The organism is Flavisolibacter nicotianae, from assembly GCF_003628535.1.
Classification (GTDB): Bacteria; Bacteroidota; Bacteroidia; order Chitinophagales; family Chitinophagaceae; genus Flavisolibacter; species Flavisolibacter nicotianae.
In genome coordinates this window covers 114297-136091 of the sequence record NZ_RBCI01000005.1, presented here as the reverse complement: position 1 = coordinate 136091, position 21795 = coordinate 114297, and the positions used below count along the sequence as shown (strand labels likewise).

20 protein-coding genes are annotated in these 21795 nt (G+C 50.0%); 9 read left to right on the top strand and 11 right to left on the bottom strand.

The window, feature by feature from the left end:
- The first annotated feature begins 240 nt into the window (after nt 1-240).
- Together D6024_RS15315 and D6024_RS15310 are read left to right on the top strand one after the other, a co-directional pair.
- Complete coding sequence (locus D6024_RS15315; RefSeq protein ID WP_121355520.1) at nt 241-1500, top strand: aspartate kinase; 1260 nt, start codon at nt 241-243, stop codon at nt 1498-1500.
- A 169-nt stretch (nt 1501-1669) separates the two neighbouring features.
- Nucleotides 1670-4099: a bifunctional YncE family protein/alkaline phosphatase family protein gene (locus D6024_RS15310; protein ID WP_121355519.1), complete on the top strand. Its 2430-nt coding sequence runs from the start codon at nt 1670-1672 to the stop codon at nt 4097-4099.
- Nucleotides 4100-4183: 84 nt separating this feature from the next.
- On the opposite strand, the gene D6024_RS15305 is transcribed toward D6024_RS15310, so the two are convergent.
- The 9 genes from D6024_RS15305 to D6024_RS15265 all read right to left on the bottom strand — a co-directional run bounded on the left by D6024_RS15305 (nt 4184) and on the right by D6024_RS15265 (nt 11711).
- Entirely contained in the window at nt 4184-4900 is a 717-nt protein-coding gene (locus D6024_RS15305) for a (Fe-S)-binding protein (protein WP_121355518.1), read from the bottom strand.
- Nucleotides 4900-5397, bottom strand: a complete 498-nt coding sequence (gene ribH / locus D6024_RS15300) for a 6,7-dimethyl-8-ribityllumazine synthase (RefSeq protein WP_121355517.1) — start codon at nt 5395-5397, stop codon at nt 4900-4902. Before ribH ends, D6024_RS15305 begins: the two co-directional genes overlap by 1 nt.
- Nucleotides 5398-5489: 92 nt before the next feature.
- The gene (locus D6024_RS15295; protein WP_121355516.1) at nt 5490-6182 is read right to left on the bottom strand and encodes a tetratricopeptide repeat protein; all 693 of its coding nucleotides are present in this window, start codon (nt 6180-6182) and stop codon (nt 5490-5492) included.
- Between the two features lie 24 nt (nt 6183-6206).
- Nucleotides 6207-7202 (bottom strand): pyruvate dehydrogenase (acetyl-transferring) E1 component subunit alpha, encoded by a 996-nt coding sequence (pdhA, locus tag D6024_RS15290; protein WP_121355515.1) that lies wholly within the window; start codon nt 7200-7202, stop codon nt 6207-6209.
- A gap of 142 nt (nt 7203-7344) precedes the next feature.
- The gene (locus D6024_RS15285; RefSeq protein WP_240410050.1) at nt 7345-8700 is read right to left on the bottom strand and encodes a DUF2851 family protein; all 1356 of its coding nucleotides are present in this window, start codon (nt 8698-8700) and stop codon (nt 7345-7347) included.
- A 77-nt stretch (nt 8701-8777) separates the two neighbouring features.
- Entirely contained in the window at nt 8778-9332 is a 555-nt protein-coding gene (locus D6024_RS15280; protein WP_121355514.1) for a Maf family nucleotide pyrophosphatase, read from the bottom strand.
- A gap of 3 nt (nt 9333-9335) precedes the next feature.
- Nucleotides 9336-10253, bottom strand: a complete 918-nt coding sequence (locus D6024_RS15275; protein ID WP_121355513.1) for a geranylgeranylglycerol-phosphate geranylgeranyltransferase — start codon at nt 10251-10253, stop codon at nt 9336-9338.
- A 9-nt stretch (nt 10254-10262) separates the two neighbouring features.
- The gene (locus tag D6024_RS15270) at nt 10263-10784 is read right to left on the bottom strand and encodes a KdsC family phosphatase (protein ID WP_121355683.1); all 522 of its coding nucleotides are present in this window, start codon (nt 10782-10784) and stop codon (nt 10263-10265) included.
- A gap of 168 nt (nt 10785-10952) precedes the next feature.
- Nucleotides 10953-11711 carry a Rossmann-like and DUF2520 domain-containing protein gene (locus D6024_RS15265; protein WP_121355682.1) on the bottom strand — a complete coding sequence of 253 codons (759 nt, stop codon included), beginning with the start codon at nt 11709-11711 and terminating at the stop codon, nt 10953-10955.
- A gap of 149 nt (nt 11712-11860) precedes the next feature.
- On the opposite strand from D6024_RS15265, the gene D6024_RS15260 reads away from it, so the two are divergent.
- From D6024_RS15260 to D6024_RS15230, 7 genes are all read left to right on the top strand, one after another.
- Nucleotides 11861-12703 (top strand): alpha/beta hydrolase, encoded by an 843-nt coding sequence (locus D6024_RS15260; protein WP_162944787.1) that lies wholly within the window; start codon nt 11861-11863, stop codon nt 12701-12703.
- Between the two features lie 39 nt (nt 12704-12742).
- On the top strand, nt 12743-13354 hold the full coding sequence (locus D6024_RS15255; RefSeq protein WP_121355511.1) for an SGNH/GDSL hydrolase family protein: 612 nt from the start codon (nt 12743-12745) through the stop codon (nt 13352-13354).
- Nucleotides 13355-13556: 202 nt separating this feature from the next.
- Entirely contained in the window at nt 13557-16163 is a 2607-nt protein-coding gene (gene topA / locus D6024_RS15250; RefSeq protein WP_121355510.1) for a type I DNA topoisomerase, read from the top strand.
- 17 nt (nt 16164-16180) lie between these two features.
- The gene (locus tag D6024_RS15245; protein ID WP_121355509.1) at nt 16181-17047 is read left to right on the top strand and encodes a transglutaminase family protein; all 867 of its coding nucleotides are present in this window, start codon (nt 16181-16183) and stop codon (nt 17045-17047) included.
- A 34-nt stretch (nt 17048-17081) separates the two neighbouring features.
- Nucleotides 17082-17420 carry a tRNA-binding protein gene (locus D6024_RS15240; RefSeq protein ID WP_121355508.1) on the top strand — a complete coding sequence of 113 codons (339 nt, stop codon included), beginning with the start codon at nt 17082-17084 and terminating at the stop codon, nt 17418-17420.
- Nucleotides 17417-17908 (top strand): methylated-DNA--[protein]-cysteine S-methyltransferase, encoded by a 492-nt coding sequence (locus D6024_RS15235; protein ID WP_121355507.1) that lies wholly within the window; start codon nt 17417-17419, stop codon nt 17906-17908. The genes D6024_RS15240 and D6024_RS15235 overlap by 4 nt, the downstream gene beginning before the upstream one ends.
- A gap of 52 nt (nt 17909-17960) precedes the next feature.
- Nucleotides 17961-18473 (top strand): 5' nucleotidase, NT5C type, encoded by a 513-nt coding sequence (locus D6024_RS15230; protein ID WP_121355506.1) that lies wholly within the window; start codon nt 17961-17963, stop codon nt 18471-18473.
- Here the strand turns inward: D6024_RS15230 and D6024_RS15225 are convergent.
- Nucleotides 18470-19129: a DUF4294 domain-containing protein gene (locus tag D6024_RS15225; RefSeq protein WP_121355505.1), complete on the bottom strand. Its 660-nt coding sequence runs from the start codon at nt 19127-19129 to the stop codon at nt 18470-18472. The genes D6024_RS15230 and D6024_RS15225 overlap by 4 nt on opposite strands.
- Before the next feature lie 120 nt (nt 19130-19249).
- Nucleotides 19250-21793, bottom strand: a complete 2544-nt coding sequence (gene ccsA, locus D6024_RS15220) for a cytochrome c biogenesis protein CcsA (RefSeq protein ID WP_121355504.1) — start codon at nt 21791-21793, stop codon at nt 19250-19252.
- Nucleotides 21794-21795 lie beyond the last annotated feature (2 nt).

Genomic DNA, 21795 nt, shown 5'->3' with positions numbered 1-21795 from the left:
TTAGTCTAATAATGCGCCCAAGATACAGCTATTATAGCATAGTTTGCTCAAAAATGGCCACCCTTTTCTAAAATTTTTAGCACAAAAAACGCCTTTCATTTTCCTTTTTTTTGTGAGTCTTTTAAGCACCCAGGCTTGGGTCCCATACCGTTGGAAAAGGCGAATGCCGATGCACAAAAGACGCTATCAAAACCACGAACCGCAATCCCTAAACTCCAAACTTCTTCTATCTTCGCCGGCATGAAAGTTTTCAAGTTTGGAGGTGCTTCGGTCAGCACGGCAGAACGGATCAGAAATGTGGGTAAGATTCTCCGGCAATACCGTGGTGAAAAAATCCTGGTGGTGGTGTCGGCGATGGGTAAAACCACCAACGCCCTGGAAAAAGTTGTGACTGCATTTTACGAAGGGAAAAAAGACGAGGCTTTGGACTTGTTTTCTGCCGTAAAAGAAAGCCACAATGAGGTTTCTGCCCAGCTCCTTGGCCAGCCGCTCTCCCAGCTTACGGATTTTTACACGGAAATCGAATGGCTGCTTCATGACAGGCCGGTGCAAAGTTTCGATTACTATTATGACCAGATCGTTTGTGTCGGCGAACTTCTCTCCTCCTCCATCGTCAGCCACTACCTCACGACTGCCGGCGTCAAAAATGACTGGCTCGACGTCCGCGACATTTTCCGGACCGACGATAATTTCCGCGATGCACGCATCGACTGGACTATTACAGCGCAAAAAGTAAAAGAACAGGTGGAACCGCTTTTTTCCGGTTTCAACATTGTCCTCACGCAGGGTTTTATCGGTGCAACCGACGAAAACGAAAGCACCACGCTGGGGCGAGAAGGAAGCGATTATTCGGCCGCTGTTTTTGCCAACCTGCTCAATGCCGAAAGCCAAACGATCTGGAAGGATGTTCAGGGCGTTATGAATGCCGATCCCAAGATCTACAGCGAAGCGCAATGGATCCGTGAATTGAATTACCGCGAAGTGATTGAAATGGCGTTTTATGGGGCGCAGGTGATTCACCCCAAAACCATTAAGCCACTGCAAAACAAAGGCATCCCGCTTTATGTCAAATCATTCCTTCATCCCGATGAAGAAGGCACCTGCATCCATAGCCGGCAAGTTGCCAACCTGCCGCCCATCATTGTGTACAAAGCCGACCAGGTGCTGGCTCAACTGACGGCGAAAGACTTTTCATTTGTCAGTGAAGGGTTGACGGCAGAGGCCTACCGTATCTTAACCGACCTGAAACTGAAACCCAACCTGACACAGAATGCGGCCATCAGCCTTCTGTGTGTGCTGGATGATCGCAGCGATAAAGTGGAAGCGTTTGCCCTGAAAGCAAGCGAAAAATTTGAGGTTAGCGTGATGAAAAACCTGACGCTTCTGACCATCCGCCATTATACAAAAGAACTGGTGGAGAAGCTGACCGCTGGCTTCGAGATCGTCTTGCAGCAGCAAACACCGGAAACCGTACAAATGCTGCTCGCCACAAAAGCCTGACGATTTAACGCCAGCTGGCAAATGATGGACGTTCGTGGCAGTAATGAATAGAGCAATCAGAAATTCTCTTTTTTCACCATTGATCATTCACCATTCATAAACCAGCAACTTTATTAAAGAGTCAACATACCATATCTTACCCTTTCATCACACACTGAAACTTTTCGTCATGAAAAAATGTTTCCTCGGTCTCGCATTTCTTTTTGTTTACGCAGCCACCGAAGCGCAAACTCCCGGCAAGACGTCGGGACAGGTTTTACTTTCCAACGGGTGGCGGTTGTCGCCGGCCGGCAAGAGTATTACGCTGGGTGACCTGCCGTTGAATATCGCTGTTTCGGCATCCAAAAATTTCCTGGCAGTAACCAACAACGGTTACAGCGACCAGTCGATCCAGATCATCGATGTAGCGAAAGGCAAAGTCATCGACAGCATGCCGATCAGCAAAAGTTGGTACGGATTGAAATTTGCAGCCAACGACAAAGCCCTTTATGCCTCCGGCGGTAACGACAACCGGATCAACCGGTATGCGTTTGCAAATGGGAAACTGAAGTTGACGGATTCTTTCCTGCTTGGCCCCAAACTTCCGCGGCTCATCTCCCCTGCGGGAATTGACGTGGACGACAGCCGGAACCTGCTCTACACGGTCACCAAGGAAAGTGATAGCCTCTACGTGTTCGACACAAAATCAAAAGCGCTTATCAAATCGCTTCCCATTGGTGGCGAAGGATACACCTGCCTGCTTTCACCCGACAAAAAAAAGCTCTATGTCAGTTGCTGGGGCTGTGACCAGGTCAAGATTTTCGATACGCAGAAACAAGCGTTTATTGACTCCATTAAAGTGGGCGACAACCCAAATGAGTTGCTTTTGTCCCGCAACGGCGCCTGGCTCTTCGTGGCCAATGCCAACGACAATAGCGTATCGGTGATTGACACCAAAAAGACTGCAGTCGTGGAAGTGTTGAATTCAGCTCTTTACCCCGATGCGCCTCCCGGTTCAACAGCCAATGGCCTTGCCCTGAGCGAAGATGGGAAAACGCTTTTCATTGCCAACGCCGACAACAACTGCCTGGCCGTTTTTGATGTAACAAAACCCGGCGCCAGCCAGTCGAAGGGCTTTATCCCAACAGGTTGGTATCCGACAAATGTGAAAGTTATCGGCAAAACGATTTACGTCACCAACGGGAAAGGCCTTTCCTCGCTGGCAAATCCCTATGGCCCAACACCGGTTGCATCGAGCCAAAAAGTGATTTACCAGGGAGGCGACACCACCAAGCCTGCCAAGGTGCAGTATATCGGTGGATTATTCAGGGGAAGTCTGAGCATTATACCCATGCCGGCTGCCCAAACACTGGCTGCATATTCACGCCAGGTATACCAGAATACGCCCTATAACAAGAAATCAGAAACGACAGCACTGGTGGAAAAAGGCAATCCCATCCCCTCGACAAAAGGAGAAAAAAGCCCCATCAAATACGTCTTTTATATCATCAAGGAAAACCGTACGTACGACCAGGTGCTGGGCGACATGAAGGAAGGTAACGGTGATCCCTCCTTGACATTTTTCGGCGAGAACATAACTCCCAACCAGCATGCCCTGGCAAGGCAGTTTGTTTTGCTGGACAATTTTTATTGCAATGCCGAAGTGAGTGCCGACGGGCACAACTGGAGCCTGGGCGGTTATGCCACGGATTACCTGGAGAAAACCTGGCCCACCTCCTACGGTGGTCGCGGAGGGCATTACGATGCGGAAGGCAACCGGGAAATCGCCAACAACAAGGGCGGTTTTTTGTGGGATTTCTGTAAGCGTGCCGGTGTCAGTTACCGTACGTATGGCGAGTTTGCCGATGACTACCAGCCAAACATCCCGGTGCTGAAGGATCATTTTTGCCCATTCTATACAAGCTGGGACCAAAAAGTGCGGGATACTACCCGCTTTAACCAGTGGCGCAGGGATTTTGATTCCATGCTGGCGATCAACAAAGTACCGCAATTGAATACGCTTCGTTTCATCAACGATCACACGGAGGGCCTGGCGAAAAACAGGCCAACGCCGTTTGCCCACGTGGCCGACAACGACCTGGCCGTCGGCATGTTCGTGGAATACCTGAGTCGTTCACCCATTTGGAAAGAAACAGCCATTTTCATTGTTGAAGATGATGCGCAAAATGGCGCCGACCACGTGGATGCGCACCGCACGACTGCCTATGTCGCCGGTGGATTTGTAAAGCGGGGATTCGTAGACCATACGATGTATTCAACCACATCCATGGTACGCACCATCGAATTGATTCTTGGCTTGCCGCCTATGTCGCAGTACGACGCCGCGGCTACGCCGATGTGGCGTTCGTTCTCGACCAAGGCCGACCTCTCTCCTTTTAAGGCCCTGCCTAACCGGGTAGATCTTGGTGATAAAAATATTGCTATGAATGAATGGCAGCGCCGTTCCGAGCTGTTTAACCTGGCCAAGGAAGACGCGGTTCCGGACCTGGAATTCAACCGGGTGCTCTGGCACGGAATCAAAGGTGATCATGTTCCGTTTCCTGCTCCAAAGCGGGCCGCCTTTCTGAAAGTGAAGGAAGAAAAGGATGACGATGATTAACAGAAGGGTTCCCAACGAAAAAGCCTCCATCAGTATAAAGGATGGAGGCTTTTTTATCAGGTAGTCGCTCTATCCTGTCACGAATCAGGATGACACAAGTACATCTGCAATGTGCATGGTCCGCAGGTCATATTGTTTGGCATCGATGTAACCCTGCAAATGCATCAGGCATGAGAGATCTGTCGAAATCAGGTAACTGGCTCCTGTCGCCAATGCATGCTCCACTTTTTGCTCGGCCATGGCCACAGAGATCGGCTCAAACTTTACAGCGAAAGTTCCGCCAAATCCACAGCAGGTTTCCACATCTTCCATCTCGACCAACTCGAGACCTTTTACATTTTGCAACAGTTTGCGGGGCTCGTTTTTGATCCGGCACTCCCGCAATCCTGCGCAGGAATCATGGTAAGTTGCCTTACCGTTTAGCTCCGCGCCAAATTTCGTTTGCCCGAGCTTGTTGACAAGGAATTCCGAAAATTCGAAAATATGGCCGGCAACAGCATTGACGTCATTTTGGTACGAAGAACCTTCAAACAGTTTTTGATAATAATTCCGTACAAATCCTACGCAACTGGCACTGGGCGCAACAATGTATTCAGCGCCACTAAAATCTTTGAGAAATTTTGTACAAACCGCTTTGGCTTCGTCCCAAAAACCGGCGTTGAAAGCCGGTTGTCCGCAACAGGTTTGTTTGGGATTGTACTGTACTTCGCACCCGGCTTTTTCCAGGATGCGCACCATGTTAAATGCCGACTGAGGAAAAAGCTGGTCGACAAAACAGGGAACAAAAAGCTGAATTTCCATCAGTAGCCGCCTTCTTTTAAACGTTGATTAAGCGCCATCATCTTCAGGGCAGTGATTGCCGCTTCCTCGCCCTTGTGGCCGTGCACGCCGCCAATCCGTTCCCGGGCCTGCTCCATGTTGTCGACCGTCAGCACGCCAAAAATGACCGGTACCTGCATGTTCAGGTTCAACTCGGTCACCCCGCTGGTTACGGCCTGGCACACGTACTCGAAATGCGGTGTGCCGCCACGCACCACACAGCCAAGTGCAATAAACGCGGTTGGGGCATTGTTGTGGGTCCAGCACTGTTGAACGGCAAACGGAATTTCGACTGCCCCGGGTACCACGATCGTGCGGTTGTCGATTTGGTATTGATCAAAAATCCGCTTGCAGCCATTTTCAAGTTCATCAACAATCTCACTGTTCCACTCTGTTTTCACCAAAACAACAAGGGCATCCTTGATTTCCCGGATGCCCTCGATCTGTTCTAGCAATTTGCTGTTTGCAACATCTGCCATTCGTATAAAGTTTGCAGCTCGCACATCCACTGGTTTACGAGGAGTTGTCCGCCAACTTGTGAACCCGTAATACAGTGAACTGCTTAACTGATTTATTCTACGTTATAAACGCCGTTTTGTGCCAAGTACTTTTCCGCTTCGAAACCCCACTGCGTCTGAGCGTATTTTGTTTTCACTTCTTTATACAGCTCAATTGCCTGATTTTTATCATTGAGCACTTTGTCGGCCAGGTAGCCGGCCAGGAAAAGTGCTTCAGAAGCCGCTACATCGTCTTCTTCAAACGTTTTTGCTGCATTCTTGTACTGTTCGATGGCGTCTTTGCCTTTGCCCTGCTCGGCATAGGCATCGCCCAAAAGTTTGGCCGCTCTGGCCTTGATCTGAGGTGCCTCGGTGCTGAAATCTTTCAGGTAGCGTACGGCTTTGTCAAAGCTTCCTTTTTTCAGGTAAATCGCGCCGGCATAAAACTTTGCCAGCTCACCGGCTTTGGTTCCGCCATACTGGCTGATGATTTTTTCAAAACCGGCATACTGGCCATCACCGTTCAGGGCTTTGTCCAGCGAATCCTGGCCGTAATATTCCTGAGCACGAAAGATGGCGTCGGCTGCTTTTTTCTCTTTGGGACCAACAATGAAATTCTTATAAGCGAGGAAACCACCAACCACCAGGATGATTGCGCCTAACGCAATCGAAATGGTTTTGCCAAAGCGGCCCCAAAAATCTTTTGCACGTTCGATGACTGCATCACTTTCTGTGGTATGCGGACGTGCACTTTTTACTTCTGCCATTGAGATGTGTTTTACTAGGTTGTTTTAGTCGGTTATAAATGGATAGTTCTGGTCAACATATATGTCTTTCAGCACCTCGCTGTCGTCTGGCCATGGACTTTCCTCGGCAAATTTCACACTTTCTGTTACAGCAGCATCCACTCTTTCGTTAATTGCCCTGATTTCGTCTTCGGTTGCGAACTTGTTGTCGTAGATCGTCGACAGCAGGGCCTGGATCGGGTCTTTTTGCTTGTATTCTTCTACTTCCTCTTTGGTCCGGTATTTCTGCGGGTCAGAGATGGAGTGGCCTTTGTAACGGTAGGTTTTGATCTCCAACAGGGTTGGACCATCGCCTTCACGGGCTCTTTTTACCGCTCTCGACACACCTTCGTGCACGGCTTCGGCACTCATGCCATCGATGGTATCGGCCGGCATTTCGTAGGCGTCGGCCAGCTTATAAATGTCGATGATATTTGAGGTTCGCTGTACCGATGTTCCCATTGCGTAGTGGTTGTTCTCGCAGATGAAGATTACCGGCAGTTTCCACGTCATGGCCATGTTAAACGTTTCGTGCAGTATCCCCTGGCGGGCAGCTCCATCACCAAAAAAGGTCAGGCACACATTGTCTGTGCCCTTGTACTGCTCGGCGAAGGCGATACCGGCACCGGTACCGATTTGCGCTCCCACGATCCCATGACCACCAAAAAATTTCACATCCTTACCAAAAAAGTGCATGCTTCCGCCCTTTCCTTTGGCGCAACCCGTGGCCTTGCCATACAGTTCGGCCATGCAGGAGTTTACCGAAACACCTTTGGCAATCGCCAACCCGTGGTCGCGGTAAGCCGTAATAAATGCATCGTCGGGTTTGGTGGCGGTCATACATCCGGCAGCGATAGCTTCCTGCCCGACATAAGCATGGAAAAAGCCGCGGATTTTGCCTTCCATTTTGTATTTCTCTTCAGCCATCAGTTCGAACTGGCGGATGAGTTGCATTAACTCGTACCAGTACAGGTAGGTCTCTTTGGTGTATTTTGTAGCCAAGCTAAAAAATTTGAGTGGCAAAAATAAGGGAAACGATATATAGTTGGATCGCCCGAGTTTTGGCGTTGGCGTTAAATGAATCCTTGAATTGGCCCCTTGCGGCGTCGTGTGGGTTTTGCGGCTGGATTTTGACCGTAATTCATTACCTCGCGGCGACCGGGGAAACAGCGTCCCCGGTGACCGTCTCCCGTTTTAATAGGTTGATACCGATGGCACAGGAAAGGCATTTGCGGTGGGAACAGTATTCGTTTTTCAGCTCGATCAGAGCCTGCGATTCGAATGCAGAAGCCGCCTTTATCCGCAGGCCGGCAAAGCCTCCGGTGATGGCGTTCTTTTCCGGCGCCAGTTCTTCCAGCCACCGGAGCGCTTTTTCTTTGTGTCGCTCCTCTTTGTGGTAAAGCCCAAAAGCATACAATATGGGAATCATGGCATTGATTAAAATCGTGTCGACGGTTTCGGCGCCAAGGCTCTTCTTTTTAAAGGACGATGCCTGGTGAAAAGTATAGTGGTAATGCCAGAAATCGTTGGCGGTAACCTGGAATATTTCCCGGATCGCAGACAAGTTTTCTGCTTCGACAACACGGGAGAAAAGGTGCGTGGATTGGTGAACAAGGGTTGCGAGCTGCGCAAGCCGGATGGTTGGAAACGCTCCGGGCCGCATCCGCAAAAATTGCAGGGCCAGCGGAACCGGGACGAGGGAAAGCTTTTTCTGTAAAAACTGGTACTCCCGCCGGAGCAGTTGCGGATAGCTGTCAGAGAATTCTTCGTTCAGCAAGCCGGCCTGGCCAAAAAGCAGGGCTTCAACCTGGTGAATGGATGATCGGTGTTTGGCCAGCACACCTAACGAAAGCGACCGGGCAACCGCTTCAAAGGCATCGCTGTTGACTTTCATTCCGAAGTTACGGGCCAGCAGCCACCAAAAAGTTTCTTCCCAATGCATATTGCTTTCCTCGAGCAGGTGCAAAATATGGCCGGCCTTGCGTTGCAGCCGCTCTGCCAGCAGGCGTTCTTTCCACGAGACCCAAACCAAGTCGCTGACGGTAGCGATGGAATTTCCGCAGGGAACAAAGTTGTCGGCGTTCAGCAGGGCATTGTACCGTTCAAGCAAAAGTGTCGATATCCTCGGCTCCAGTTCCAGCACCGGAATCGCATGATCCAGGGTTTTATCGTGCTGAAATACAACGTGCAAAATGACATTGGTGTACTGCCTGTCGGCCTGGTGACCATGTTTTTCCCAGTCGGAGGTTTTCATGTGCACCTCCACGTTACCGAAAAACGTCGTTTCCCCGATCCTGATTTTGGCACCGGTAAAATCGGGGCCGCTGTTTTTGTTCTGTGTACCCGGGAAAAGAATGGAAATCGCTTCGCCTTCGCTGGTGGTAAGATTGGCGCCGTTGAAATAACCAAACTGCCAGATGAATTGAAGCAACCGTTCGCCCCCCATGTCTGTGAAGGGAAGCGGAAGACTCGTGGCGGCCTTTGTCTTTTCTTTTTTCATTGCCACGATAAAATAAAAAGAATATTACATATGTAAAAGCCCCGGTGAAGATTGACCTGTTCGTTCCCTGATTTTATTTAAAAGTCTTCGAGTGCCTGGACCACCCTGCTTACAGGCAATCCCATGACATTGTAAAAATCGCCGCTGATCGTTTTGATGCCGACGACACCGATCCACTCCTGGATGGCATAGGCACCGGCTTTGTCGTATGGCTTGTATTTGTCCACGTAAAACGCCAGTTGCTCGAATGAGAGAGCATGAAATTCAACATCCGTCACGTCGGCAAAATCAATTTCTTTTTCACCGTTCGTAATCACAACGCCTGTGATGACCTTGTGGTGCTGACCGCTCAGTTTTTGGAGGATCGCCAAAGCATCCTCGCGGTCTTTCGGCTTGCCAATGATCTCCTCTCCCAGCACAACGATGGTGTCGGCAGCGAGGATGGTCTTGTCGGATTGGCTACGCACGGCTGCGGCCTTTTGCCGCGCAATGTGAATCGCCACTTCATTCGGCGTGAGCCCTTCCGGGTAGGTTTCTTCCGTGGGCACGACCAGAATTTCAAAATCCACTTCGGCCCATTCCAGCAATTGTTTCCTGCGGGGCGACTGCGAGGCTAAAATGATCGTTGCCATGGTTTAAAAATAAAAAAGGAAAAAAATCATCGATAAAATTCCGGTGAACATGACCCATTTGGTGGCGTTGCTCAAAAAAGCAAAGTCGCGGTTACGGTAAGCTTTCCGAAGTTTCTGGAGGATGTAAAGCAGCGGCAGGATCACCAGTAGAAGACTGTAAACCACCGACGGCCACCAGCCGAACTGCAACACATAAAACTGGAGGATAACCAGCGTTCCTACCAATACGCTGATCCAGATGGCAGTGTAAACCTTTGTTGTGCGAATGCCGGCAACGATGGGAAGGGTTTTGCAGCCATACCGCGAATCGCCTTTGATGTCTTCCATGTCTTTGATCGCCTCCCGGATCAAGGAAATGATGAAGGCAAAACCGGCATACAAAAAGGCAAGGCGGAAAAATTTCACCGAAACCGGGTCGGCGGTATTGAATGCATTGCTCGGCGAGGAAAACGCAAAAAACAGGACGAGGATGGTCCAGGCCGTCAGCAGCGAGATCACCACGTTCCCGATCAGCAACTGACGCTTGAACGATGTGGAATATAGCCACAATAGCAAAACGCAAACAAGATTGGCCAGGATAATATACCAATATGCCCGCCCTACAGCAAAAGCTGTAAGCAAAAGTCCGAGGAAACTGAGCAGCAAGTGCCAGAAAATGGCCCATCGCCTGTTGATAATCCGGCCAATGACATTCCGGTCAGGCTTGTTTACCTGGTCGATGTTCAAGTCAAAATAGTCGTTGATAATATAACCGGCAGCCGCAATGAAAACCGAGGCCAAAACAAGGAGGATAAGCCGCCGGAAATCGTGCCCATGGTAAAGCGGGTAATAAATGCAAAAATAAAACAGCGCCTGTGTCAGCACAATGAAGACAAGGTTTGGCCACCGGATCAGCCTCAAAAAAGCATTGACTAGATTCATGCAGACAGCTTAACGTGATGAAACTTCGATTGTGTAGTGCCAATGCCCGTTTAGCTTCAGCACTTTTTCAATTACTTCCCGCACGCAGCCCTTGCCGCCTTTAACCGACGAGATGAATTTCGAAACCATTTTCACCTCCGCCACTGCGTCTTTCGGGCAGCACGACAGTCCGGCTTTCTCCAACACCGGGATATCCGGCAGGTCGTCGCCCATATAAAGAATTTCGTTCCAGTTGAGACCAAGCTGCTCCCGGATGGTTTCGAAGAATTTCAGTTTATCCTTCAGGCCCAGGTGAATTTCTTCCACTCCCAGGTATTGCAATCGCCGGATGACCGGTTCGGAAGACCCCCCTGAAATAATGAAGACCCTGTAGCCGTTGCGAAGGGCCATCTGCAGGGCGAGGCCATCTTTGACATGCATTTGTCTAGCCTGCAGGCCGTTCTCCAGCAGCAAGACCGTGCCATCGGTCAGCACGCCGTCAACATCAAAAACAAAAGTGGTGATCCCTTTAAAAAGTTCAAGAACATTCATAAGCTTGAGTGTGCAAATAATGGTGGCGAAAATACCGGAGGAAGCCAAAAGTCAATCCGCAAACACCAAAAAGGTTTCAATCACGTGCTGCAAGGGACAAATTCTTGCTTGATCGTTTACAGGTCCCTTTCAACAAATATCCCAATATCCAATATCCCAATTTCTTTCCTACCGGCTTTGCCGGATGCTTTCCGTGAATTGTTCGTACAGCCGCCGTAGCTGCGGGTAGTTCTGCAGCAGCGCCAGGTGTTTTTCAATAGTCACGGTGTCGTTTCGAACAGCCGGTCCCGTTTGAGTCTGTGATGGCGAAATCTCATCCAGCCGCGCCGCTGTTTCTTTGATCAGCGGGAGCAAAAGGTAGAAATCCAGTCCCTCCTCTTTACAATATCTTTCTACCAGTGTATACAAGTGATTGGTGAAATTATTCACCATTACGGCTGCTAGGTGAAGCTTCAGGCGCATTTCGTCGCCGGCAACGAATACCCTGTCCGAAACAGTATGGGCCAGCACATCGAGCAGTTCCAACGTGTACCGGTCGCTTGCATCGATGATGATGGGAATTTCCGGAAGATGACGCACTTCTTTCTTCAGGCTTTGCAGCGGGTACAGCACACCGTAATGGTCCGATTTCCCTTTCAAAACATCCAGGGAAACCGAAGCGGCCGTATGCACCACCGTTTTACCGGCCAGTTGCAATTCGTGAAAAACCTCTTCGACGGCAATGTCCGAAACAGCCAGGATATAAAGGTCTGCATGGCGGTTGACCACATTCCAGTAGTTGGTCGACTCCGTATCCAGTTCGTACGCCAGTTCACTGGCTGCTTTGCTGTCACGCCCAAAGACCTGGACAATGCGATGCCCGGCGCCCCGGAGTTTGCGTCCCAATACCGTTGCCGTATTGCCTGTGCCAATGATCACAATATCCATAACCGTAAGCTGTTCGATTTTGCAGTTTGTGAATCGAAGGTAATTCAAAGCACCGTCTTTCACACGGCGCAAGAGGGGCAACATTCGCCTTGCTGCCTGTAGGCCGGTTAGCCGAAAACCGCGAACTTCGGAAATCAAACAAGTCGCAAATGGGATTGGTCAAACAAATCACGATTGGTTATGTACGAACGCAGTTGGCCCTGTTGAGCAAAATTTCAAAACGCAAGGCTGCCCAAAAAGCGCTGGAACTCTTCACCACTCCTCCCACAAGAGTCTCCAAAGAATTGCCGCCCGTTTTTCAGAAAGCCGAAGTGATACATTTCGTGTTCCAGGGCGTTAAGATCGTGGGCTATCGCTGGAACCATCCCCAACAAAAAAAAGTTCTCATCCTCCACGGATTTGAATCAAGTGTGGTCAATTTCGATAAATACGTTGGCCCGCTTCTGAAGAAAGGCTATGAAGTGCTGGCATTTGATGCGCCGGCCCACGGGAAAAGCGGCGGCAAAATCATCAATGCTGTCGATTACAAAAACTTTATCCTACACATCCTGGCGACCTATGGCCCCATCACCTCGTTCGTCTCTCATTCGTATGGCGGGCTGGCGCTCAGCCTCGCCCTGGAAGAAACGCCGCATGACGAAAGCTGGAAAGTGGTATTTATTGCACCGGCAACGGAATCCGTCACGGCCACAAAGCAATTCTTTTCCCTTGTGCGGCTTGACGGGGAGGTCAAAAGCGAGTTTGAAAAACTGATCGAGGAAGCCAACGGCAAACCGCTTTCCTGGTATTCGGTGGCAAGGGCAGCTGCCCATATCAGGGCACAGGTTTTGTTTCTTCAGGACAAACAGGATTTACAAACGCCTTACAGCGATGTGGAACCGATCATAAAAAAAGGATATCCGAATTTCAGGTTTGTGATCTCGGATGGACTGGGGCACCGCAGAATTTATAAGGATGCCTCGACGATTGAAACCATCATGGCGTTCCTGTAAACCACTGTCATTCGATACTTCGAAACGAAATAGTAAGCAATGCAAAAACATTACACTTACCTGGCCCTTGGCGACTCCTATACAATTGGCGAATCGGTCGAACTGCAAAACAGCTTTCCTTACCAGACCGTTCAGCTGTTGCGCAAACAGGGCTTTGAGTTTACCGCACCTGAGATCATTGCTAAAACCGGCTGGACCGCGGAAGAACTGGACAACGCGGTTTCCCACTATTCGTTTTCGCCGAAGTATGATTTCGTTACCCTGCTCACAGGTGTGAACAACCAATACCGCGGACAAGATATTATTCTGTATAAGGAACAGTTTGAAACCCTGTTAAAGAAAGCGCTAGACCTGGCGGGCGGGAAAAAGGAACACCTTTTCATTCTTTCGATCCCGGATTACAGCACGACCCCGTTTGCACGGTCAAAAGAAGTGGACAAAATCAGCAAGGAAATCGACGAATACAATAAGCTCAACAAGGCCCTGTCCATTCAGTACAAAATCCCTTACATCGATATCAACGAAAGCACGGCAGCTGCAAAAGATCCGGAAAGCCTTGTGGCAGAGGATGGTTTACATCCGTCGGCAAAAGCCTATGGCAAATGGGCTAAAAAACTGGCCGAAGCCTTTGCCAAACTGGTAAAAAAATAGAGACGTTCCGGTAGACCGCAAACGAACGAATCCGACCGAAGTTTTCAATACAGGTCGAAGTTTTTAACCTGGAAATCTCCTGGCGGTTTTTCTCATCCACTAAAATTTTTAGCAAAGATTCGCACAGCGCATCCACCCGTAAATTGATTTTGCCTTATACTTGCATGTTCGGGGGGCCTACTCCCGACCCTAAATTTGAGGTATGCCGAAGAATCTGTTGATCGTAGAGTCGCCAGCCAAAGCAAAGACCATTGAAAAAATCTTAGGCCCTGATTTCGAAGTGAAAAGCTGCTTCGGTCACATTCGTGACCTGAAGAAAGACGACATGGGCATTGATATACGCAACAACTATCGTCCCACTTATATTGTTCCGGATGAAAAGCAAAAAGTGGTGAGCGAATTAAAAAGTATTGCCAAGCGGAGCAAGGAAGTCTGGCTGGCAACGGATGAGGACCGCGAAGGAGAAGCCATTAGCTGGCACCTTTGCGAAGTACTCGGACTGGACCCGGAAAAGACCAAGCGAATTGTTTTCCACGAGATCACGAAGCCTGCGATCAAGAAAGCTGTTGACCATCCCCGTACGGTGGATATGAACCTGGTCAATGCACAGCAGGCACGCCGTGTGCTGGACAGGATCGTGGGGTTTGAACTCAGCCCGGTCTTGTGGCGCAAGGTGAGTGTAAAAAACAACCTCAGTGCCGGCCGGGTACAAAGCGTGGCTGTTCGGCTGATTGCCGAAAGGGAGCGGGAGATCAATGCCTTTGCTGCCCAAAGTGCTTACAAGGTGGAAGCCATTTTCAATGCGCCGGATGCCAACAATCGCTCTGTTTCCTTCAAAGCCGAAGGCACCCGCTTTTCAAAAGCGGAAGACGCCGAGCAGTTTTTAAAGGAATGCATCGGCGCTACCTATAAAGTAAAAGATGTACAGGTAAAGCCTACCCGCCGCTCCCCCTCTGCCCCCTTTATCACCTCAACCCTGCAGCAGGAAGCAAGCCGCAAGCTGGGTTACGGCGTGAGCCGCACCATGCTGCTGGCGCAAAAGCTTTACGAAAACGGGCATATCACCTATATGCGTACGGACAGTGTGAACCTGAGCCAGACAGCGATGGACGATATAAAGTCCGCCATCACGCAGTCGTACGGCGAACGGTACCACAAAGGCCGCCAGTTTAAAACCAAAAGTGCGTCGGCGCAGGAAGCCCACGAAGCTATCCGCCCGACGTATATGAACAATACAACCGTGAGCGACCCGGATACCCGCCGCCTGTACGAACTGATTTGGAAAAGGACAATGGCTTCGCAGATGGCCGATGCGGAACTGGAAAAGACCATTGCAAAAATCGGCGTTTCCACCAACAATGCAGAACTCACGGCCGAAGGCGAAGTGCTGAAGTTTGAAGGGTTTTTGAAAGTCTACCGCGAAGATGTGGACGATGAGGACGTGGACGGTGACGCTTCGGCGGGCTCAGGGCAGGACGCCATTCTCCCCCCGTTGCGTCCGGGGCAGGTGCTTGATTTTAAAGAAATGAAAGCTGTCGAACGCTTCACCCGGCCCCAGCCCCGTTACACGGAAGCTTCCCTGGTAAAAAAATTAGAAGAGCTGGGCATTGGCCGTCCATCGACCTATGCACCGACTATTTCGACGATCCTCAAAAGAGGCTATGTGGAAAAGCGGGATAAAGAAGGGATCCAACGGAACTACAACGTGTTTCGACTGGCCAACGACACCATCACCAAAAAAGTGGAATCCGAAAACACCGGCGCCGAAAAAGGAAAACTTTTCCCGACCGACCTGGGTTTGGTCGTCACCGACTTTTTGAAGCTTCACTTCGACGACATCATGGATTACAGCTTCACCGCCCGTATCGAGGACGAGTTTGACGAAGTGGCCCAGGGCAAAATGCGCTGGAATAAAATGATCGATGACTTCTATAATCCCTTTAAAAAAGATGTGGAAGAAACCATCGAAACGGCACAGCGAATCAGCGGTGAACGCGAAGTGGGTACCGATCCGCAATCCGGCAAACCGGTGATTGCCCGCATGGGCAAATACGGTCCGATGATACAGATCGGGACCACCGATGGTGAGGAAAAGCCTCGCTATGCCAAATTGAAACCATCGCAAAGCATTGAAACCATTGCATTGGATGATGCCCTGGCGCTGTTCGAATTGCCCAAAACGCTGGGCGAATATGAAGGCCTGGAAGTGGCGGTGAACAACGGCCGTTTTGGCCCCTATGTAAAATGGGGCGAAAGTTTCGTTTCCATTCCCCGCGGCGAAGACCCAATGACCGTTGACCTGGACAGGGCGACAGAACTGATTAAGGAAAAACAGCGGGTGGACGCACCCATTGCCGAATACAAAGGACAGCCGGTAACAAAGGGCAAAGGCCGTTTTGGTCCCTTTATCAAGTGGGGCGATTTGTTTATCAACGTGCCCAAAGCCTACAATTTCGACAACCTGTCCCAGCACGACATCAATGAGCTGATTGAAAAAAAACTGGACAAGGAGTCCAACCGTTACATCCAGCAATGGCCGGCCGAAAAGATCAGTATCGAAAATGGCCGCTGGGGTCCGTTTGTCCGTTTTGGCAAGAAAATGTTGAAATTAGGTAGAAAAGAAACTGGCGAAAAGTACAATGCTGAAGAGGCAGCCAGCCTATCTTTAGACGAAGTAAAGAAAATGGTGGAAGACCAGGTTCCCGGAGCGTTCGCTAAAAAAGCAGCGGCAAAAAAAGCCCCGGCAAAGAAAGCTGCCACCAAGAAAACCGCCGCCAGGAAAACGGCATCCAAAGGAAAGAAAACATAATTCCAACCCGATTGTGAATGAAAGAATCGAATGAAATAGAGGCGCTGTTCAAATTGCTCGACGACCCGGACAACGAGGTGTTTAGTGCCGTATCGGGTAAGCTGCTGGGTTATGGAAAACCCATTATCCCCAACCTGGAGCACCTGTGGGAAACCAGCCCCGATGAGCAGATGCAGGAGCGCATCGAAACCATCATTCACCGTCTTCATTACAATGACCTTTGCGAAGATTTCCGGCAGTGGAGCCTTTCCGGCCACCACGATATGCTGGTTGGTTCGCTGCTGGTTTCAAAATTTCAATTTCCCGATTTAAGCACCTCGCCTGTTCTGCTGGAGGTGGAAAAAATCCGGCGCAACATCTGGCTGGAGCTGAATGCCTACCTCACACCGCTGGAACAAATCCGCATTGTGACTGGAATCCTGTACAGCTATTATGGACTAAAAGGAACCGAGATCAACTATACAGAAAGCAACGACTTTTTTATCCAAAAGGTCATGGAAGCCAAGCGGGGCAACCAGTTGAGCTGCGGCATTCTTTACCTGATCCTTTGCGAACTGCTCGACATACCGGTAAAGGCAATTAATATCCCCAAACAGTTTGTGCTGGCCTTTTTCAAACCCGGGTATGGCGAGACTGAAACGAAGGATCATTATTCGAAAATTGAATTCTACATCGATCCTTCCAGCGGGATGGTTTTTACACACAAGGACATCGAAAGTTATTTCAAACGGATTTCCGTGCCGCCTGTCCCCTCCTATTTCAAACCTCTTTCCAATAAAAAAGTCATCCAGTACCTGCTGGAAGAAACGGCCAAATGTTTCGACACCGAAAAAGACGTTTACAAAAAGGAAGAACTGCTGAAAATCTCCGATTTGCTGGACTGATTACCCTCACAGGCAGATTTCCTATATTGGCAAAATGGAAACGCTGATTGACTGGAACGATTTTGAAAAGATTGACATTCGCGTAGGAACCATCCTGGATGCTACCCCTTTCCCGAGGGCTAAAAAGCCGGCTTACAGGCTAACCATCGATTTCGGACCGCTGGGTATCCGGCAATCCTCGGCCCAGATCACGCACCATTATTCGGTGGACAAGCTGAAAGGCGAACAGGTCATTGCCATTGTCAATTTCCCCCCAAAAAACATTGCCGGTTTTCAAAGCGAATGCCTGGTGCTGGGCATCTATGACGAAAGCAACGCAGTTGTTTTACTGGAACCTAAAATGCCCGTCTCAAACGGACTGAAAATCGGATGACGACCTATACTTCTTATACCCAATCGCCGCTTGGCCAATTGAAAATCCAGTGTACCGACGAAAAGGTTACAGCCGTTTTGTTTTGGGAAGCAGAAGCAGGGCGACCGGACGAGCATCCGCTGCTCGATTCCTGCAAGCAACAAATGGACGACTATTTTTCCGGTAAAAGGCAAATCTTTTCGCTGCCGCTTCAACAGGAAGGCACGGCTTTTCAGCAAAAGGTATGGGAACTGCTTTGCCGCATACCATTCGGCGCAACCATCAGCTACCAGCAGCTGGCCGACCAGTACGGCGACCGCAAGGCCATCCGGGCGGTGGCTTCTGCCAACGGCCGAAACAACCTGGCGATCATTGTACCCTGCCACCGCGTCATCGGCTCCAACCAATCGCTCACTGGTTATGCCGGAGGTTTGTGGCGAAAAAAATGGCTGCTCGAGCACGAAGCTCGTTATCACTCAGGCGTGCAGCAGCTGGGAATGGGGTTTTGACAAAGCAAACCGCTTCTCCGGTTAGCTGGACCGGAAAAATGCATCAGTAAACATGACAAAGAAAATTCTCTATCTCGACATTGACGGTGTGTTAGCCAACTTCGACGAGGCAATGGAAAACCTCAGCCCGGGAATTAACGACCCGGGCCTGCGCAGGCAACACGATGTTCACAAACAACGGGTGCTGGAACTGTGCCAATGCAACCCGACCATTTTCGAAAACCTTGCATCCATTGAAGGCGCACTGGCTTCGGTAGACCGGTTGTTCCATCTCTACGACATTTATTTTCTCTCGTCTCCAATGTGGTACCTGCCTGCCTCATTTGTCGGGAAGCGAATCTGGATCGAGAATCATTTCGGCGAAAAAGCGGTACGACGTCTCATTCTAACGCACCGCAAAGATTTGTGCATTGGCGATTACCTCGTGGATGACAGAACACTCAATGGCGCCAACCGGTTTCAGGGCCTGCACATTCACTTCGGCTCGGCAGCATTTCCCGATTGGAAAGCGACCTTGCCCTTCCTCGAGAAAGAAGCAATAAAACAGCGTGAAAGTGATGACTAGCGGTTTCCCACCGGCCGGATACCGGGTTTGTAGGGATTGTCGTACCAGGTGGCATCTATCTCCCGCACGATGGATTCGATCTGGTTGTCGATAACGTCGTGTTGCCAGTCATAATCCTGTTTGAGACTGGAACCAAAAAAGAAAGCCACCGTCTGGTAAAAACGGGCCTGCAGTCCGCCTTTGTATTCCTTGATGATTTCGTAGCAATTATTACCGGTTTGCCGGTGTACAAGTTTCATTAACACCTTTCCCTGGTACACCGAAAGATTGGTAAGCGGCTCCGTAAACTGCTGGCGCAATTCTTTTTCCTTGCTCTTGATAATGGATTTGCGTTCGCTTTTCGCCTCGATACCGATCATGCGGGCATTGATGTCGTTGATGGTTGCACCGGCTACGCGGGCATAGGGATAGGTAACATAAACGGCATTGCGCAAACGGTTGTACGCGGCCAGTTGCTTCACCATCTTTTCGTACGAGCCATTGGTGATGTACACCGGCTCCATTTCGCTGTAAGGATAGCTTTCGCCGTCGATGATGATGGCCTTCACCAGGATGGTGTCGTGTGCCCCCCATTTACCCGATGTGGTACTCTCCTGCGCCTGCACAGAGCCGGCACCGAACAGGCAGAGGAAAAGGAAGGTGAACAAGCAGCGCATAGTTAAAAATAAGCCACGTAGCAACTACTTCAATAGACAAATTTTTACTTTAAGAAGCTGTTTGCAAAAACAGAAAAACCTGGGCTGTTTCCCCGATACTGGAGGGAATCTGCAATGGTTTTAGCCCGTGATTGCCGGCTTTTTATCGCCTCGGGCTTCCGCGCTGGTTTCTTCGCGACGGGCCGGTTTTTTCGGCAGCCCACCCGGGCGGCCCTGCTGGCGGCGGTAGACCATGCTGATTAAAAACCCGATGACCGTTATGATCGTACCGGCCCAAACGAGGTTTATAAAGGGAAATTTGTAGGCTTTCAGCGTCACGTATTGCATCAGCGATTCGCTTTCCCTCAGGCCCAACTGGATTTTCCTGCCATTTACGTTTTGCAACTGCACAAGGAGGTTTTCTGCCGTCAGCGTATCGGTTTGCGGAAATGCATTGCCGTCTTTGTTGATCAGGATGGGACGGCCATTATAAACGGAACCGGTCTTGGCAAAGATTTTCAGCGTGGCAACGGAAGCGCTGTCGTTGGCTCCAAGCGGCACGTTGGGAATGTTGCGGAAAGAAGCCACGTCTTCCACCACAACAAAACCTTTGGAATAAAAGACCGTGTCGCCAATTTTTGTATCGATGGTCCTGAACGTTGTTGTGTCTTTCGATTTATTGGGATCGGGTAACGAGGTGATATAGGTGAATATGTCGTAGGTCCAATAGTGCTTGGCGTCCGGATTGGCCATCAGGCCCTGCTGGTTTTTGTAGTTGACAAACGCATTCGGCGATAGCACAAAATTTTCCTTGCCGTCTTTGCGCTGGAATTTCAAATTGTAAAACCAAAGCGGCTTTTGCGGGTGCACACTGTCTTTTTCGTAGGTCACCCAGAATTTGCCCATGTCGGTTTTGACACCTTTGATCAGCGTGAGATTTTCACCGGATTTTTCTTTGCTTTCTTTCCCGAAGTCCATAAAGATGCCCGACGTGTTGTACGAAAGCACTTCTTTCTTGGATGAAGAAATGAGGATCCCCACTAGCAGCATCGCGAATCCCACGTGGCTGATGGCACCACCGGCTTTTTTCAGGCTTCCCTTAAACCCGGTCCAGATATAACCGGCATTGGCAACCAGGGAAAACACGGCTGCAACAACACCAAACCAGATGGCCACCTGGAAGCCGGCCGTCTTATCGCGGTAATTGATATCGCCGAAATACACAACGACTGCCCCGGCAATCACTCCAACCAGCGCCGGAATCAAAAGCCGTTGTAAAAAAGCCTTTCCCGTACTCCGGTATTTAAAATAAAGACCGGTTCCGGTAAGCAGGCCAATGATGATCGCGACAAAAATCTGGATACGGTTATACGAGTAAGCAGCGTCCTCTCCCACCGCGATCGGCGTAAACAACTGCTTGCTGGTAAACAGGGATGCAAGCTTGTTGAAGACCGGGATCGAGGTCATGGCAATGATCAGCAAAGCGGAAAGAAAGAGCACCACAGAGCCTATGAACATCCAGAATTCCCGAGACGAAGCTTCTTCTTCTTTGGCAATAAACGGTATTTGTTTGTAGCGGCGGATAAAAAGCCCGGCCGCCGGCACCATGAACAGGAGCAGCAAAAACCGCAGGTGCCACTTGGTAATTCCCTCGCCGGTAAAAGCATGCACGGAGGTATCCTGCAGGTCGCCGCTGCGTGTGAGGTAGGTCGAGTAAAGAACCAGCAGGAACGACAGGAGGAAAAACAAAAATGTAGACCGGAGCGAATTGCCGGTATGACGGTAAATCACCAGCGTGTGCACGCCGGCTACCAGGACAAGCCAGGGTACCAGCGACGCATTTTCTACCGGATCCCAGGCCCAGTAGCCACCGAAGTTCAGGCTTTCATAAGCCCAGGCGGCCCCCATCATGATACCCGTTCCCAAAACAGCAGCGGAGAAAAGCGCCCAGGGCAGGGCCGCTTTGGTCCATTCGCTATATTTTTTTGTCCAGAGTCCACCAAAGGCAAATGCGAAGGGAATGATCGTCGACGCAAAACCCAGAAATAAAACCGGTGGGTGAATCACCATCCAGTAATTCTGCAACAGCGGGTTGAGGTCATTGCCATCGGTGATCAGGGAAAGATAGTCCTGGCGGAAGGCGCCGGCCATATCATGAAAAACAGGCGCATTGTCCAGAACGCCGGAATTGCGGAGAAGGACAAACGGGTTGGAACCAACCTTGATGAAGGTGAAGCCGACCAACATCGTTGCCAGCAGGAATTGCGCAAAACTGAGCACGGCCATCACCGGTCCTTCCCACTGCTTTTCTTTCCAGATAACGAGCAAGCCTAAAACACAGTGCCAGATGCTCCACAGCAAAAAACTTCCTTCCTGCCCTTCCCAAAAACAACTCAGGAGATATTTGGGCTCGAGCGATTTGCTGCTGTGCTGCCAGGCATATTTGTATTCGAAATAGTGATGGCTGATGATGTAGTAGAGAATGCCAAAAATGAAAAAGACAGAAATCACTTCTGTCAAAAAAAAGAGACGGGCCAGTTTGCGCCAGGCGAGGCTTTGTTCCGGCGATTTGGTCTGCACATGAAAAAAATACGCGACCGTCGCACCCAACGAACTGACCAGCGAAAGAAGTATAAATAAATGGCCAAGTTGCCCTGGCAGCAAATGCTCACCGATGTAATTCATCC